At 73.9% G+C, this 13,472-nt stretch carries 11 protein-coding genes; 7 read left to right on the plus strand and 4 right to left on the minus strand.

Annotation, left to right across the window (positions count from 1 at the left end):
- Positions 1 to 5: 5 nt before the first annotated feature.
- On the plus strand, positions 6 to 1,079 hold the full coding sequence (gene hemE / locus OHA55_RS26650; RefSeq protein ID WP_266710188.1) for a uroporphyrinogen decarboxylase: 1,074 nt from the start codon (positions 6 to 8) through the stop codon (positions 1,077 to 1,079).
- Positions 1,080 to 1,136: 57 nt separating this feature from the next.
- Here hemE and OHA55_RS26655 read toward each other — a convergent pair whose 3' ends face one another.
- Both OHA55_RS26655 and OHA55_RS26660 read right to left on the minus strand, forming a co-directional pair.
- Entirely contained in the window at positions 1,137 to 2,522 is a 1,386-nt protein-coding gene (locus tag OHA55_RS26655) for an FAD-dependent oxidoreductase (RefSeq protein WP_266710189.1), read from the minus strand.
- A gap of 67 nt (positions 2,523 to 2,589) precedes the next feature.
- Positions 2,590 to 3,636: a DUF4349 domain-containing protein gene (locus OHA55_RS26660; RefSeq protein ID WP_266710190.1), complete on the minus strand. Its 1,047-nt coding sequence runs from the start codon at positions 3,634 to 3,636 to the stop codon at positions 2,590 to 2,592.
- A 126-nt stretch (positions 3,637 to 3,762) separates the two neighbouring features.
- Here OHA55_RS26660 and hemG point away from each other — a divergent pair, with 126 nt between their 5' ends.
- From hemG to OHA55_RS26680, 4 genes are all read left to right on the plus strand, one after another.
- Positions 3,763 to 5,190, plus strand: coding sequence for a protoporphyrinogen oxidase (hemG, locus tag OHA55_RS26665; RefSeq protein ID WP_266710191.1), 1,428 nt, complete (start codon positions 3,763 to 3,765; stop codon positions 5,188 to 5,190).
- A gap of 126 nt (positions 5,191 to 5,316) precedes the next feature.
- Positions 5,317 to 6,030: a hydrogen peroxide-dependent heme synthase gene (gene hemQ / locus OHA55_RS26670; RefSeq protein ID WP_266710192.1), complete on the plus strand. Its 714-nt coding sequence runs from the start codon at positions 5,317 to 5,319 to the stop codon at positions 6,028 to 6,030.
- Positions 6,031 to 6,382: 352 nt separating this feature from the next.
- The gene (locus OHA55_RS26675; RefSeq protein ID WP_266710193.1) at positions 6,383 to 7,357 is read left to right on the plus strand and encodes a carbohydrate kinase; all 975 of its coding nucleotides are present in this window, start codon (positions 6,383 to 6,385) and stop codon (positions 7,355 to 7,357) included.
- Positions 7,358 to 7,476: 119 nt separating this feature from the next.
- On the plus strand, positions 7,477 to 8,622 hold the full coding sequence (locus tag OHA55_RS26680) for a hypothetical protein (RefSeq protein ID WP_266710194.1): 1,146 nt from the start codon (positions 7,477 to 7,479) through the stop codon (positions 8,620 to 8,622).
- 798 nt (positions 8,623 to 9,420) lie between these two features.
- Here the strand turns inward: OHA55_RS26680 and OHA55_RS26685 are convergent.
- Positions 9,421 to 11,064, minus strand: a complete 1,644-nt coding sequence (locus tag OHA55_RS26685; RefSeq protein ID WP_266710195.1) for an alpha/beta hydrolase — start codon at positions 11,062 to 11,064, stop codon at positions 9,421 to 9,423.
- A 149-nt stretch (positions 11,065 to 11,213) separates the two neighbouring features.
- A complete protein-coding gene (locus tag OHA55_RS26690; protein WP_266710196.1) occupies positions 11,214 to 12,014 on the minus strand; it encodes a TIGR04222 domain-containing membrane protein in 801 nt (266 codons plus the stop codon).
- Positions 12,015 to 12,134: 120 nt separating this feature from the next.
- On the opposite strand from OHA55_RS26690, the gene OHA55_RS26695 reads away from it, so the two are divergent.
- Positions 12,135 to 12,656: an AAA family ATPase gene (locus OHA55_RS26695; RefSeq protein WP_266710197.1), complete on the plus strand. Its 522-nt coding sequence runs from the start codon at positions 12,135 to 12,137 to the stop codon at positions 12,654 to 12,656.
- Between the two features lie 101 nt (positions 12,657 to 12,757).
- A complete protein-coding gene (locus OHA55_RS26700; RefSeq protein ID WP_266710198.1) occupies positions 12,758 to 13,459 on the plus strand; it encodes a hypothetical protein in 702 nt (233 codons plus the stop codon).
- Positions 13,460 to 13,472 lie beyond the last annotated feature (13 nt).

Here is a 13,472-nt window from a genome sequence, read left to right on the forward strand (position 1 = left end):
TGTGCGTGAGTGCCAATGAACGCCCCTCGGGCCAGCTGACGACGACCTCCGCCACCCACGACTCGGCGTTCCTGAAGGCGTGCCGGCGAGAACCCGTTCCGCACACCCCGGTCTGGTTCATGCGACAGGCGGGCCGGTCGCTGCCCGAGTACCTGAAGGCCCGCGAGGGCATCGCGATGCTCGACTCCTGCACGATGCCGGAGCTGGTCACCGAGATCACGATGCAGCCGGTGCGCCGTCACAAGGTCGACGCCGCCGTCTACTACAGCGACATCGTCGTACCGCTGAAGGCCATCGGCATCGACCTGGACATCAAGCCCGGCGTCGGCCCCGTGATCGCCGACCCGATCCGCACCCGCGCCGACCTGGCCCGGCTGCGCGATCTGACGCCCGAGGACGTCCCGTACGTCACCGAGGCCGTCCGCATGCTCGTCGCCGAGCTCGGCACCACCCCGCTCATCGGCTTCGCGGGTGCCCCGTTCACGCTCGCCAGCTACCTCGTCGAGGGCGGTCCCTCCCGCAGCCACGAGCGCACCAAGGCCATGATGTACGGCGACCCGCAGCTCTGGGCCGACCTCGTGGACCGGCTCGCGGACATCACCGGCGCCTTCCTGAAGGTCCAGATCGAGGCCGGTGCCTCGGCGGTCCAGCTCTTCGACTCCTGGGTCGGCGCGCTGGCACCCGCCGACTACCGCCGCTCGGTGATGGCCGCCTCCGCGAAGGTGTTCGACTCCGTGGCCTCCTACGGCGTCCCGCGCATCCACTTCGGTGTGGGCACCGGCGAACTGCTCGGTCTCATGGGCGAGGCCGGAGCGGACGTCGTCGGCGTCGACTGGCGCGTCTCCCTGGACGAGGCCGCCCGCCGCGTCGGCCCCGGCAAGGCGCTCCAGGGCAACCTCGACCCGGCGGTCCTCTTCGCCCCGACCGCCACGGTCGAGGAGAAGACCCGCGAGGTGCTGGACGCCGCCGCCGGCCTGGAGGGACACATCTTCAACCTCGGCCACGGCGTCATGCCGTCGATGGATCCGGACTCCCTCACCCGCCTCGTGGAGTACGTCCACACGCAGACCGCGCGCTGACGCCCGCCCGGCGGCGGACCCGGAGGGGGCCGCCGCCCCGTTCGGGTCCGCGTCCGCTCAGCCCGAGCCCGCCGCGCGTACGGCCGTGCTCGCCTTGCGGGCCGCCACCAGGACCGGGTCCCAGACGGGGGAGAACGGCGGGGCGTACCCCAGGTCGAGCGCGGTCATCTCCTCCACCGTCATCCCGGCGGTCAGCGCCACCGCCGCGATGTCCACCCGCTTCGCGGCGCCCTCGCGGCCCACGATCTGCACGCCCAGCAGCCGGCCGGTGCGGTACTCGGCGAGCATCTTCACCGTCATGAGGGCCGCGCCCGGGTAGTAGCCGGCCCGGCCCGTCGACTCGATGGTGGCCGTCACGAACCGCAGCCCGACCGCCCGCGCGTCCTTCTCCCGCAGCCCGGTCCGGGCGATCTCCAGGTCGCAGACCTTGCTCACCGCCGTACCGACCACACCCGGGAACGTGCCGTAGCCGCCGCCGACGTTGGCGCCGATGACCTGGCCGTGCTTGTTGGCATGGGTGCCGAGCGCGATGTGCCGGGTGCGCTTCGCCACCAGGTCCAGCACCTCCACGCAGTCGCCGCCCGCCCAGATGTCCTCATGTCCGACCACCCGCATCGACAGGTCCGTCAGCAGGCCGCCGTGCGGCCCCAGCGGCAGACCGGCCGCGCGGGCGAGTTCCGTCTCCGGCTCCACGCCGATGCCGAGGACCACCACGTCCGCCGGGTACGTGGTGGCCTCGGTCTCCACCCCGGACACCCGGCCGTCCGGGCCGGTGCGGATCGCCGTGACCGCCGCGCGGTTCACCGTCGTGATGCCGAGGCCGTCCATCGCCTCGTGCACCAGGCGCCCCATGTCCGGGTCGAGTGTGGCCATCGGCTGCTCGCCCCGGTTCAGCACGGTCACCTCGAAGCCCCGGTTCAGCATGGCCTCGGCCATCTCGACGCCGATGTACCCGGCGCCCACCACCACCGCGCGCCGCCTGCCGGGACCCGTCCGGTCCAGCGAGTCCAGCAGCGCCTGGCCGTCGTCGAGCGTCTGCACCCCGTGCACCCCGGGGGCGTCGATGCCGGGCAGCGGTGGACGCACCGGCCGGGCCCCGGTGCCGATCACCAGCTTGTCGTACCCGGTCCAGTACGCGTCACCGGTCTCCCGGTCCACCGCCCGCACCCGTCGGCCCGCCACGTCGATCTCCGTCACCTCGGTGCGGGTGCGCAGATCGATGCCCCGGGCCCGGTGCTCCTCGGGGGTGCGGGCGATCAGGTCGTCGCGCTCCGCCACGTCGCCGCCCACCCAGTACGGGATGCCGCAGGCGGAGTACGAGGAGAAGTGGCCGCGCTCGAAGGCCACGATGCTCAGCTCCTCGGGCCCCTTCAGTCTGCGGGCCTGCGACGCGGCGGACATGCCCGCCGCGTCGCCCCCGATGACCACCAGTCGCTCCGTCATGCCAGGTCCCTTCCCGCCGCCGTGTGCCGACCACGCTAACGGCGCTTCCCGGTGTTGCGCGGCGGTCTCAGGGAGCGGGTGTCGTGCCCGCCTCCTCCCGCTCGTTCTCCTCCCGCTCGTTCTCCCCCCGCTCGTCCGCGACAACGGGGGCGGCGGGGGCGGCGGTCTCCGGGACGCGGCGACGGCGCACCGCCAGCCGCCAGACCACCAGGAGCAGGGCGACGGCCGCCAGGAACGGGGCGGTCGCACCGATCGCCATCGCGATCCACCGCACCGTCGTGACGAAAGCGTCCCATCCACCGGTCACCGCGTCCCAGAATCCGGGATCGTCGTCCTCCTCCGTGGCGAGGGTCTCCGGCTCGTAGAGGTCCAGGGTGATCGTCGCCAGCGACGTACGGTCGGCCAGGCTCGCCCGCTGTGCGAGCAGGGACTCAAGATTCGCCTGACGGCTGCTCAATTCCCCTTCCAGGGCGACGACATCGCTGATCCGCTCCGCCTTCTCCATCAGCGCGCGCACCCGCTCCACGCTGGCCCGCTGCGTCGCGACGCGGCTCTCCACGTCCACGACCTGGTCGGTGACGTCCTTCGCCTCCGAGGTGCGCGACAGCAGCTTGCCCGCACCGGTCAGCCGCTTCAGTACGCCCTCGTACCGGTCCTCCGGGACGCGCAGCACGAGGTGCGAGGAGTCGTGGGTGTCGTCCACCCGCTCGGTCGCCTCGCTCTCCACCAGCCCGCCGCTCCCCTCGGCGACGGACCGGGCCCCGGCGACGGCCTTCGGAACGCTCTTCACCTCGATGGACATCGTGGTGGTGCGGATGACGTGGGTGGCGGCCGGCGTGCTCTCGTCCACCGCCGTCCCGTCCGCCTTCCCGGCCGGGTCCCCGTCCGCCTTCCCGTCCGCCGCGGAACCGCCGCCGTCCGACCTGACGGGCCCGGACGCCGCCTTTGCGCCGTCGCCCTCCCCCTGTGCGGCGGCCGCCTTGTCGTCCGAGGCGGACCCGCTCATCGCTCCGGTGTCGCTCGCGCCGCACCCGGCCACCGTGAGCAGGGCGACGAGCGCCCCGGCCGCCAGGGCGGTGGTGCGGTGTCGCTGGGTTCTCTGCGTGGACTCCATAACTGTTCCCCCCGGCTGGTGAGTTGATGTCCGCCCTTGGACGTGCCGGGCCACTGTCAGGTTTCCCTCGGGCGGTTTCGAAGCAGTCACGGTCGGGACTCGTTCCGGGTTTGAGAGAGTGGACCCATGCAGGGTTCTGAACAGCACGCGCACGCCACCAAGCCGCACGTCGTCGTCATCGGCGGAGGGATCGCCGGACTCGCCGCCGCCCACCGGCTGCTCGGCACCGGGGTACGGGTCACCCTCCTGGAGGCCTCGGAGCGCCTCGGCGGGAAGCTCATGACCGGCGAGGTCGCGGGCGTCCAGGTCGACCTCGGCGCCGAATCGATGCTCGCCAGGCGCCCCGAAGCGGTCGGCCTGGCCCGCGCCGCCGGACTCGGCGACCGCCTCCAGCCACCCGCCACGGCCGCCGCCTCCCTCTGGACGCGCGACGCGCTCCGCCCGATGCCCAAGGGCCACGTGATGGGCGTCCCGGGCGACCCGGAGGCGCTGCGCGAGGTGCTCTCGCCCGAGGGCATCGCCCGTATCGCCCAGGAGAGCGAGCTCACCGCGACGGCCGTGGGCGACGACGTCGCGATCGGCGCGTACGTCGCCGACCGGCTCGGCCGCGAGGTCGTCGACCGCCTCGTGGAACCGCTGCTCGGCGGGGTGTACGCGGGCGACGCCTACCGGATCTCCATGCGGGCCGCCGTACCGCAGCTCTTCGACATCGCCCGCGAGGGCGGCCCGCTGCTCGACGGGGTGCGCCGGGTCCAGGAGCGGGGCGCCGCCCAGCAGGCGGGCGGGCCCGTCTTCCAGGGCATCGACGGCGGCCTCGGCACCCTTCCGGGCGCCGTCGCCGACACCGTGCGGGCCGCCGGGGGCGAGATCCTCACCGCCACCCCGGTGCTCGGCCTGTCCCGTACCGGGGCCGGCTGGGACGTGCGTACGGAGAAGCGGGTGATCACCGCCGACGGCATCGTCCTCGCCACCCCCGCCTGGTCCGCCTCCACCCTGCTGGCCGCCGAATCCCCGGGCGCGTCCGCCGAGTTGGCGGGCGTCGAGTACGCCTCGATGGCCCTGATCACCATGGCCTTCCGGCGCGCGGACATCGAGGCGGTGGAGGCCTTCCGCGGGCGCTCCGGCTTCCTGGTGCCCCCGGTCGACGGCCGCACGATCAAGGCCGCCACCTTCTCCAGCAACAAGTGGCAGTGGGTCGCCGACGCCGCCCCCGACCTCTTCGTGCTCCGCACCTCGGTCGGCCGGTACGGCGACGACGACCACCTGCACCGCGAGGACGACGAACTCGCCGCGGTCTCCCGCCGCGACCTCGCCGCCGCCACCGGCCTCACCGCCGAACCGGCCGGCACCACGGTCACCCGCTGGATCGGCGGGCTGCCGCAGTACCCGGTCGGCCACCTCACCAAAGTCGAACGCATCCGCGGCGAGATCGCGAAGCTGCCCGCCCTGCGGGTCTGCGGCGCGGTCTACGACGGCGTCGGCATCCCGGCCTGCGTCCAGAGCGCCCAGCGCGCCGCCGACGAGATCGCGGCCGAGCTGGCGGGACGGCCGTGACGGGGGACATGACGGGGCCCGCAGCGACCGGGACGGCGGGGAGATCGCCGGGGGAGACCTCCGGGGAGATCATCGCCACGCCGACCCTGGTTCGGGGCACGGAAGACGAGGCGGGACAATAGCCGTATGAGTGCGCCTGAGAAGATCCCGAACGCCGGTAAGAAGGCCAAGGACCTCAACGAGGTCATCCGCTACACCCTGTGGTCCGTCTTCAAGCTGCGCGACGTGCTGCCGGAGGACCGCGCGGGTTACGCCGACGAGGTCCAGGAGCTGTTCGACCAGCTCGCCGCCAAGGACATCACCGTCCGGGGCACCTACGACCTCTCCGGTCTGCGGGCCGACGCCGACCTGATGATCTGGTGGCACGCCGAGACCTCGGACGAGCTCCAGGAGGCGTACAACCTCTTCCGGCGCACCAAGCTGGGCCGCGCTCTGGAGCCGGTCTGGTCGAACATGGCGCTGCACCGCCCCGCCGAGTTCAACAAGTCGCACATCCCGGCCTTCCTCGCCGACGAGACGCCCCGCGACTACGTCAGCGTCTACCCGTTCGTGCGCAGTTACGACTGGTACCTGCTGCCCGACGAGGACCGCCGCCGGATGCTCGCCGACCACGGCAAGATGGCCCGCGGCTTCCCCGACGTCCGCGCCAACACGGTGGCCTCGTTCTCGCTCGGCGACTACGAGTGGCTGCTGGCCTTCGAGGCCGACGAGCTCTACCGCATCGTCGACCTGATGCGCCACCTGCGGGCCTCCGAGGCACGGCTGCACGTGCGCGAAGAAGTGCCGTTCTACACCGGTCGCCGCAAGGCGGTCGCCGACCTCGTCGCGGGTCTCGCGTAGGGTCCTCTGGTCGGCGTTCTCCCGGGGGCCCTCCCGGAAGACCGTCGGCCACCCGCACACCTGGTGGCCCGACTCGCAATGCCGGCGTTTCCCGGCCACCCCCGACCCGGAAGATCAGACGGCGTCCGGACGCCTCCAGCGTCACGGACAGCCGCTCCAGCGACACCGGGTCCGGCTCCGGGTGCGGCTCGCAGCCTGCGTGCCGCACCGGCGTCCTTCCGGGGCGTGCGTGTCCTCGTGACCCGCACGCCCCGGGACCCAGGGCCCGCGTCCGCATCCCTCCGCGAGGCACCGGGGCGCGGCGGCGCCACCGCCTCCCGGGCCGCCCCAGAAGAAAGCCCGAAGCCCGGTCATGACGTCTCCGTCCGTTTCGCCTTCCGCGCCCGTCACCGTCATCGGTGAGGCCGTCGCCGACGCGTTCGTCGGGACGACCGCCCCGGACGGCTCGACCCCGCTGACCGTCCACGCGGGTGGCGGACCCGCCAACACCGCCGTCGCCCTCGCCCGGCTCGGCACCCCCACCCGCTTCGCCGGCCGCCTCTCCGCGGGCCCCCTCGGCGCCCTGCTGCGCGAACGGCTCGCCTCCTCCGGCGTCGACCTCGGCCCCTCGGTCACCAGCGCCCGCCCCGCGACCCTCGCCCTCGCGCGGATCGACGAGAACGGCGGCGCCTCCTACGACTTCTACGCCGAGTCCACCGCCGACTGGCAGTGGACGCCCGCCGAACTCGCCGCCGCACTCACGGCCGGACCGCCCGCCGTCTGCGTCCACACCGGCAGCCTCGCCCTCGCCCTGCCGCCGGGCGCCGCCGCGATCGAAGCCGCCCTGGAACACGCCCGGGACACCGCCACCGTCTGCGTCGACCCCAATGTGCGCCCCACTCTGGTCGACGTGGAGCACCTGCGCTCCCGTCTCCCGCACTGGTGCGCCCTGGCCGACATCGTCCGTGTCAGCGCCGACGACGTGGAGCTGCTGATGCCGGGGACCGGGCCCGAGGAGGCCGCGGACCGGCTGCTCGCGGCGGGTGCCGCGCTCGCCGTGGTGACCCTCGGCGCCGACGGCGCCCTCGCCCGTACCCGCGACTTCGGCGTCCGGGTCCCCGCGCCCGCGGTCGACGTGGTCGACACGATCGGCGCCGGGGACGCCTTCACCGGCGGACTCCTCCACCGCCTCGCCGCGGACGGGCTGCTGGGCGGCCGTCTGAACGGGCTGACCGAGGCCGCGTTGCGGGACGCGACGGAGTTCGCCGTCGCGGTAGCCGCCCGCACCTGCGAGGTCGCGGGCGCTCAGCCGCCGTACGCCGCCGAGATGGCCGAGCGCGCGGGCTGACGGCCGCTCACGGGCCCGCCCGGGTGCGGCCGGCGCCGGGCCCCCGTTCCCGAACCCGCTCCGGGAAGCCCGGGCCGAGGGGTCTTCTTCCACCGCGAACCGGCTGGGATCATGGCCGCGTGCAACGCCGAGAAGAACTCCACGAACTGCTCGCCCACGCCGGACTGGTGGTCGTCGAGGACGTGCCCCCGGGCGACCTGTTCCCTGCGGAGGCGGGCTGGCGCATCGCGCGGGGGATCGCCGCACCGGCGGGAGCGGCCCGCGAGGCGCTCGGTGCGGCGTGGTGGCGCCGTCTGCGCGACGCCGACGGCGAGTTCCTGGTGGCCGTCCTCGGGCACCGGATCGGCGGCAACGACTCCTGGTGGACCCGGGTGCGCCATGCCGGGAGCGGGGTGCCGGATCTGACCCGCGCCCCGGGGTTCGTGGCGCTCTCCCTCGACGGGCAGGTACTGCTGGCGGACGTGCCCGGCGCTGATGGGCCCCGGGTGACGGCCCTCGACCGGCTGCCGGAGCGGCTGGAGGAGACCGCCGAAGCCGCCGGACGGGAAACGGCGGCCGAGCGCGCCGAGGTGTGGGCGAAGGTGCCCGCCCGGCACGCGTGGCCTCTGCACTGGGCACAGTGGCTGGGAAACAATCCGGCCGCGCCGGACGGACTCCTGATCCGGCTGCTGGACGTGGAGGACGGCTTCCTGCACGGATGCGACCGGCCCGCCGTCCTCGACGCCGCCGTGGCGCACCCCGATCCGCGGGTGCGGTCGAGGCCCGCCGACACCTTTCGGCCCAAGCTCACGTCCGATCAGTGGATACGGCTGGTCCGCGCCGAGCCCTCGCCGGACCGGCGCGTCCTCTGGGCCGAGCACGCCCGCGCCTGGGGCGCAGAGCTCCCCGAGGACCTGTACGAGGAACTCCTCGTCGGCCCCTCCCGGGCGCGGGCCGCCGAACTCCCCGGGCTTCCCGCACAGCACCTCCCCGGCCTCGTGGCCGACTCCGATCCCCGGGTGCGTGGGCCGCGGCCTGCGCCCGCTGGGAGGAACTCGCCACACCGCTGCGGGAGCGTCTGCTGGCCGACACCGACCGGGCGGTGCGAACGGCCGCGCTGCTCGCCCACCACACCGGCGTACCGATGCCTCGCGAGGTGTTCGCCGCCCTGCCCGACCCCCGGCGGGCGCTCGAACGGTGCCGTCTCACGCCCGAGCTGGAGGCGGACCTGGTCCGGGACCGGAACGAGGAGGTACGGCAGGCTCTGGCCGCCAACCCTGGTCTGAGCACACGGGGCGTCGCCGTACTGTCCGACGATCCGCACGGCGGCGTCCGCTCCGCGGTGGCGCTGCGCGCCGACCTCACCGAGGAACGACGTGCCGCGATACGCCACGACTTCGACTCGACGTCGATGTCCCACACGCTGCCCTGGGTCGAAGACCTGCACGGCGACGCCGACGCGATGCGCCGCCTCGCCGCGTCGTCCCATCCGCTGATCCGCCGCAGCGTGGCCCGGGCCCGGCACCTCCCGCCGGACGTGGTGGCACGCCTGGCGGGGGACGAGGACCGGACGGTCCACCTGTTCCTCGCCGAATCGTGCGAGGACACGCCGGCAGACGTGTTGCTGGAGGTCTGGCGCTGGTGGGACGGCAGCTTCAGCCACCCCGACCGGCCCCGCAGCCACCCCAACTTCCCCCGCGCGGGCCTGCTGCACCACATCGCCGACCCCAGCGGGCGGATGCGCCGGCTCGCCCTGGACGATCCGGAGTCGACACCCGCCGACGTCGCACGCCTGGCCCGGGACCCCGAAGCCGAGGTGCGCCGACGCGCGGCCGAGGACCCCCGGCTGGCACCCGCCGACGCGGTGCGGCTGCTGAACGACCCGGCGGCCCACGTCCGCGCCACCGCCGTGCGCAGTCCGCGGCTGCCCGCCCGTGTCCTTGCCGAGCTCCTGCACGACCGGGACACGGCATGCGCCGCGGTCACGAACCCCGCGATCCCGGTCCCCGTCCTGCACCGCCTTTTCGACGCGGCGGCGGCAGCCATGGCAGCCGTGCGGTCGACGTGACCCGGTGGGCGCCCCGTCAGACGCCCGGCTCGCCCCGCAGGAGACTCTGCGGCCCGGCGTCCCGAGGGACGGCGCGGTGCAGCGAGACCGGGTTCGGTTCCGGGTGCGGGGCACACTCGGTGTCCCTCTCGGGCACCCGGCCCGTCAGCAGGTACGTCTCCAGGTGGCCGTTGACGCAGGCGTTGTCGGCGCCGCCGATGCCGTGCGAGCCCGCGTCCCGCTCGGTGACCAGCGCCGCCCCCGGCAGCCGCCGCACCAGCTCCACCGCACCCGCGTAGGGCGTCACCCCGTCCCGCTCCGCCGCGAGCACCAGCACCGACGGGAGTTCGCCGCGCCCGGTCCGTACGTCGAGGGGCTGCCTGCGGGGTACCGGCCAGGAGGCGCACGGCAGGTTCGCCCAGGCGCCCGCCCAGGTGGCGAACGGGGCCCGGCGGGCCGCCCGGGTGTGGTCGCGGTCCCAGGTCGGCCAGTCGGCGGGCCACACACCGTCGTTGCACTCCACCGCCGTGCGGACCGCCTCGGCGTTCTCGTCGCCCTTCGCCGTGTACGGCCGCGGGGACGCCTGGGTGATCAGCGGCTCCGGGTCGCCCTCGACGTACGCCGAGAGGGCCGACGCGCGCATCGCCCAGTAGTCGTCGTAGTACGCCGCGGCCAGGAAGGCCGCCTGGAGCTGGGCCGTCCCGACCTTCCCGCCCGCCGGGTTCCGCGACAACGCGGTCCGCACCTCGTCGTACCGGCCGCGCACCGCACCGGCCGTCGTCCCCAGGCCGTACACGTCGTCGTGGCGGGCGACCCAGGACAGGAAGTCCTCGAAGCGGGACTCCAGGGCGCGCGAGCGGGCCAGCCCCGACCGGTAGCCGATCCGCCGGGCGTCCGGGTCGAGCGGCGAGTCGAAGACCATCCGGCGTACGTGCGACGGGAAGAGCGTCGCGTACAGCGCCCCTACGTAAGCGCCCTGGTCGGTGCCCATGAACGTCAGCCGGGGCTCGCCCAGCGCGGCCCGCAGCACCTCCAGATCACGGGCGCCGTCCAGCGAGGAGTAGTGGCGCAGCGCCGGGCCGGCGGCGAGCGCGCATCCGTCCGCGTACGCCTTCGCGAGGACGGTCCGCTCCCCCTTGTACGCGGACGAGGGCTGCTGCGGCGAGTCGGTGGGAGCCCCGGCCGCCTCCTCGGGGGGACGACACGACAGCGCGGGCGACGGGGCGACGCCGCGTGGCGCGTAGCCGACCAGGTCATAGGCGCGGGCGGTCTTCCGCCAGGCCGCCCAGTCGCCGACCAGCGGGAAGGTGATGCTCGCGGCCCCCGGCCCGCCCGGATCGTAGACCAGTGCGCCCTGGCGCTCCGACGGGCTCCCGGTGGCTGCCGTACGGCTGACGGCCAATTCGATCCGCGGCCCGTACGGGTGCGCGTAGTCGACGGGCACGGTGAAGGTCCCGCACCGCAGCGACTCGGGCAGCATCTCGCTCTCCGGGCAGTCGGCGAAGGCGATGCCCCGCTCCCGTGCCCGGGCGGCCGCGAGAACCGTCCCCCACACCTCCGGCACCGTGACGTCCGCCCGGGCCGTGGTCCCGGTGGCCGGGGTGGTGGCCGTGGCGGATGCGGCGGGCAGCGCGGCGAGGACCAGCGCCCCGGCCGTCGCGTACCGGGTGACTGCTCTCACCGGTTGGTCCCTTCGTCCCGGCCCTCGTGGAGCCTCTCCAGCGGGAAGAGGATCGTCGGGCGCGCGGCCGGTGAAGTAAAGGACCGTCGACAGGCGTCAGGAAGCGTGTTCCGGCGCGAGGACGGCGTGCGCGGTGCCGTGTCCGGTTGTCAGAGCGCGTGCCCCGGGCGCCCCGGGCGGCGGCCCGTCAGGGCGGCGCGGAGCAGCGGGTCCTGCACGGCACGCAGGCCGCGTACGGCGACGGCGGCGAGCAGGTGGCGGTGGGCGCCGCGCCCCGGGGCCGGAGCCCGCAGCGAGTCGAGCCACTCCTGACCGGCGGGGGAGGCCCACGGGCTGTACGGGTGGTTCTCGATCCGCACGATGAGCAGGCAGCCCACCGCGAGCACCAGCGGCAGCGCGAACCAGACGATGGCCGGCCCGCCCGGCGAGAGCGACCGGCCCGGGAGCAGTACGGAGGCCAGTGCCAGCACCACGATCAGCACCGCCGCCCGCTTGACCTCGCCCAGCGCCGCCGCCGTCGCCCCGCGCAACGCGTGCGGCACCGCCAGCCCGGCAGCCACCAGACGGTCCGCCAGCGCGCGTACCGGCTCCGCCGAAGCGGCGGCGGCGCGTACCGGCTCGATCCGCGACTGGCCCTCCGGCCCGATGGCCCGGATCACCGTGCGCTCGACGTCGTCCCGGCCCTGGGGGTCCACCACCGTGGCCCAGCCGGTGTGGGCCAGCAGCAGGCCGTGCCGCAGGTGCATGGAGACCAGTGCCAGGTCCGCGACCCGCTCCGGACCACCGGCCAGGAACGCCGTCTCGTACAGGCTCAGGTCGTACGCCACCGGGCCCGGTCGGCGGGAGGAGGCGGTTCCCGGGTGGGCGGCCCTGGCGGCGGCGAGGCAGAGCCGCAGACAGGAGAGGGCCGCCGCGCCCCACGCGATCAACAGACACATCAACCAGACCATGACCGAGTTCTATGCGAGTCGAGGAGAAATCGGCCAGGCTCGTTCACCATCCGGACACGGATAGGGGGACGAAGTGGACTTCCCCGGTGACCATTTCCGGTCCGCAGTAGCGTGTCGGCCATGATCGTATGGCTCAACGGCACTCACGGTGCGGGCAAGACGACGACCAGTGCGCTCGTGCGGCGGCTCATCCCGGACTCACGGGTGCTCGATGCCGAGAAGGTCGGCGAGACGCTGATGGACATCACGCCCGCGCTGCCCTGGACGGGCAATTTCCAGGACTGGCCCCCCTGGCGCCCGCTCGTGGTCGAGACCGCCCGGCACGTGCTCGACTACACGGGCGGCACGCTGGTGATGCCGATGACCGTGCTGGTGGAGGAGTACTGGCGCGAGATCAGCGCGGGCCTTGCCCGCCACTCCATTCCCGTACGCCACTTCGTCCTCCACGCCGACCAGGAGACCCTGCGCCGGCGCATCGAGGGCGACGTGGACATGGGCCCCTCGGAGTTCCGGCTGAAGTACCTGGAGCCGTACGCCGAGGCGGCCCGCACCTGGCTCCACCGCGAGGCCGAGGTCGTCGACACCACCCACCTCAAGCCCGCCGAGGCCGCCCGGCACATCGCGGAAGCGGTAATGCGCTGAGCGGTCGAACCGACGTGGCGGGGGCCACGGGCACGTGGCAGCGCGGCCGATAGACTGCACTCTTCGCGGGCCGCCCCCGCGGAGTCCTGTGGCAGGCGACCATGCCCTCTGTTCCGCACCGACTGACGACCGCCCTCGACGCACTGGACCGCGCCTTCGCAGCCGAAGAGCCTTTCCCGGTCGGGGGGTGCGGGTACTGCTACACCGAGCAGGACCTCGCGCAGTTGTCCGGTCCACTCCACCTGATACCCGACAACGTCCTGTCCTCCGCAGCCGCGAAAACGCCGGACCACTGGGACGACTTCGCACGTCTCTACCGGCGTCTGGTTCCCCGCATCGTCCGTCCGATGATCATGGGCCGTCTCCACATCGACGAGGAACTCATCGCCTCGCGCCTGTGCCAGGCGGAGTGGACCTCATGGGACGCCCCGTTGACCGCGGCACTGGGCGACGTCTGGTCCGCCTGGTGGGAGACCACACTGCACACGCACCCCAGTCCCGTACCCGTCCGGCCCACGCTCGCCGTCATCGGCGTCACCACCGGATCCCTGCGTCCCTGGCTGACGACCTGGGCCGCCACCCGCCACCCGGCAGCCGACGCGCATCTGGCGGACCTCCTCGACGACGTGCTGTACGAGGGGGAGATCACCGACCTGCACATGGGCTTCTACGAGGAGTACTACGCCACCCCCGAACTGTTGGGCTGGCTCCTCACCGACGTACGGGAGCGCGCGGGTGACCCGCGTCTCGACGCCCCGTACCTTCGCGAGCTCCTGTCGACGGTGGTACGGGACACCGAGTGACCGAGTGACCAAG

The organism is Streptomyces sp. NBC_00102, from assembly GCF_026343115.1.
In the GTDB taxonomy this organism is placed as follows: domain Bacteria; phylum Actinomycetota; class Actinomycetes; order Streptomycetales; family Streptomycetaceae; genus Streptomyces.

Bases quoted from the DNA above. Each gene is read 5' to 3' on its own strand.
- OHA55_RS26695 (WP_266710197.1), top strand. From the start codon at position 12,135: ATGATCGTATGGCTCAACGGCACTCACGGTGCGGGCAAGACGACGACC.
- OHA55_RS26660 (WP_266710190.1), bottom strand. From the start codon at position 3,636: ATGGAGTCCACGCAGAGAACCCAGCGACACCGCACCACCGCCCTGGCG.
- hemQ (WP_266710192.1), top strand. From the start codon at position 5,317: ATGAGTGCGCCTGAGAAGATCCCGAACGCCGGTAAGAAGGCCAAGGAC.
- OHA55_RS26675 (WP_266710193.1), top strand. From the start codon at position 6,383: ATGACGTCTCCGTCCGTTTCGCCTTCCGCGCCCGTCACCGTCATCGGT.
- OHA55_RS26700 (WP_266710198.1), top strand. From the start codon at position 12,758: ATGCCCTCTGTTCCGCACCGACTGACGACCGCCCTCGACGCACTGGAC.
- OHA55_RS26690 (WP_266710196.1), bottom strand. From the start codon at position 12,014: ATGGTCTGGTTGATGTGTCTGTTGATCGCGTGGGGCGCGGCGGCCCTC.
- hemG (WP_266710191.1), top strand. From the start codon at position 3,763: ATGCAGGGTTCTGAACAGCACGCGCACGCCACCAAGCCGCACGTCGTC.
- OHA55_RS26655 (WP_266710189.1), bottom strand. From the start codon at position 2,522: ATGACGGAGCGACTGGTGGTCATCGGGGGCGACGCGGCGGGCATGTCC.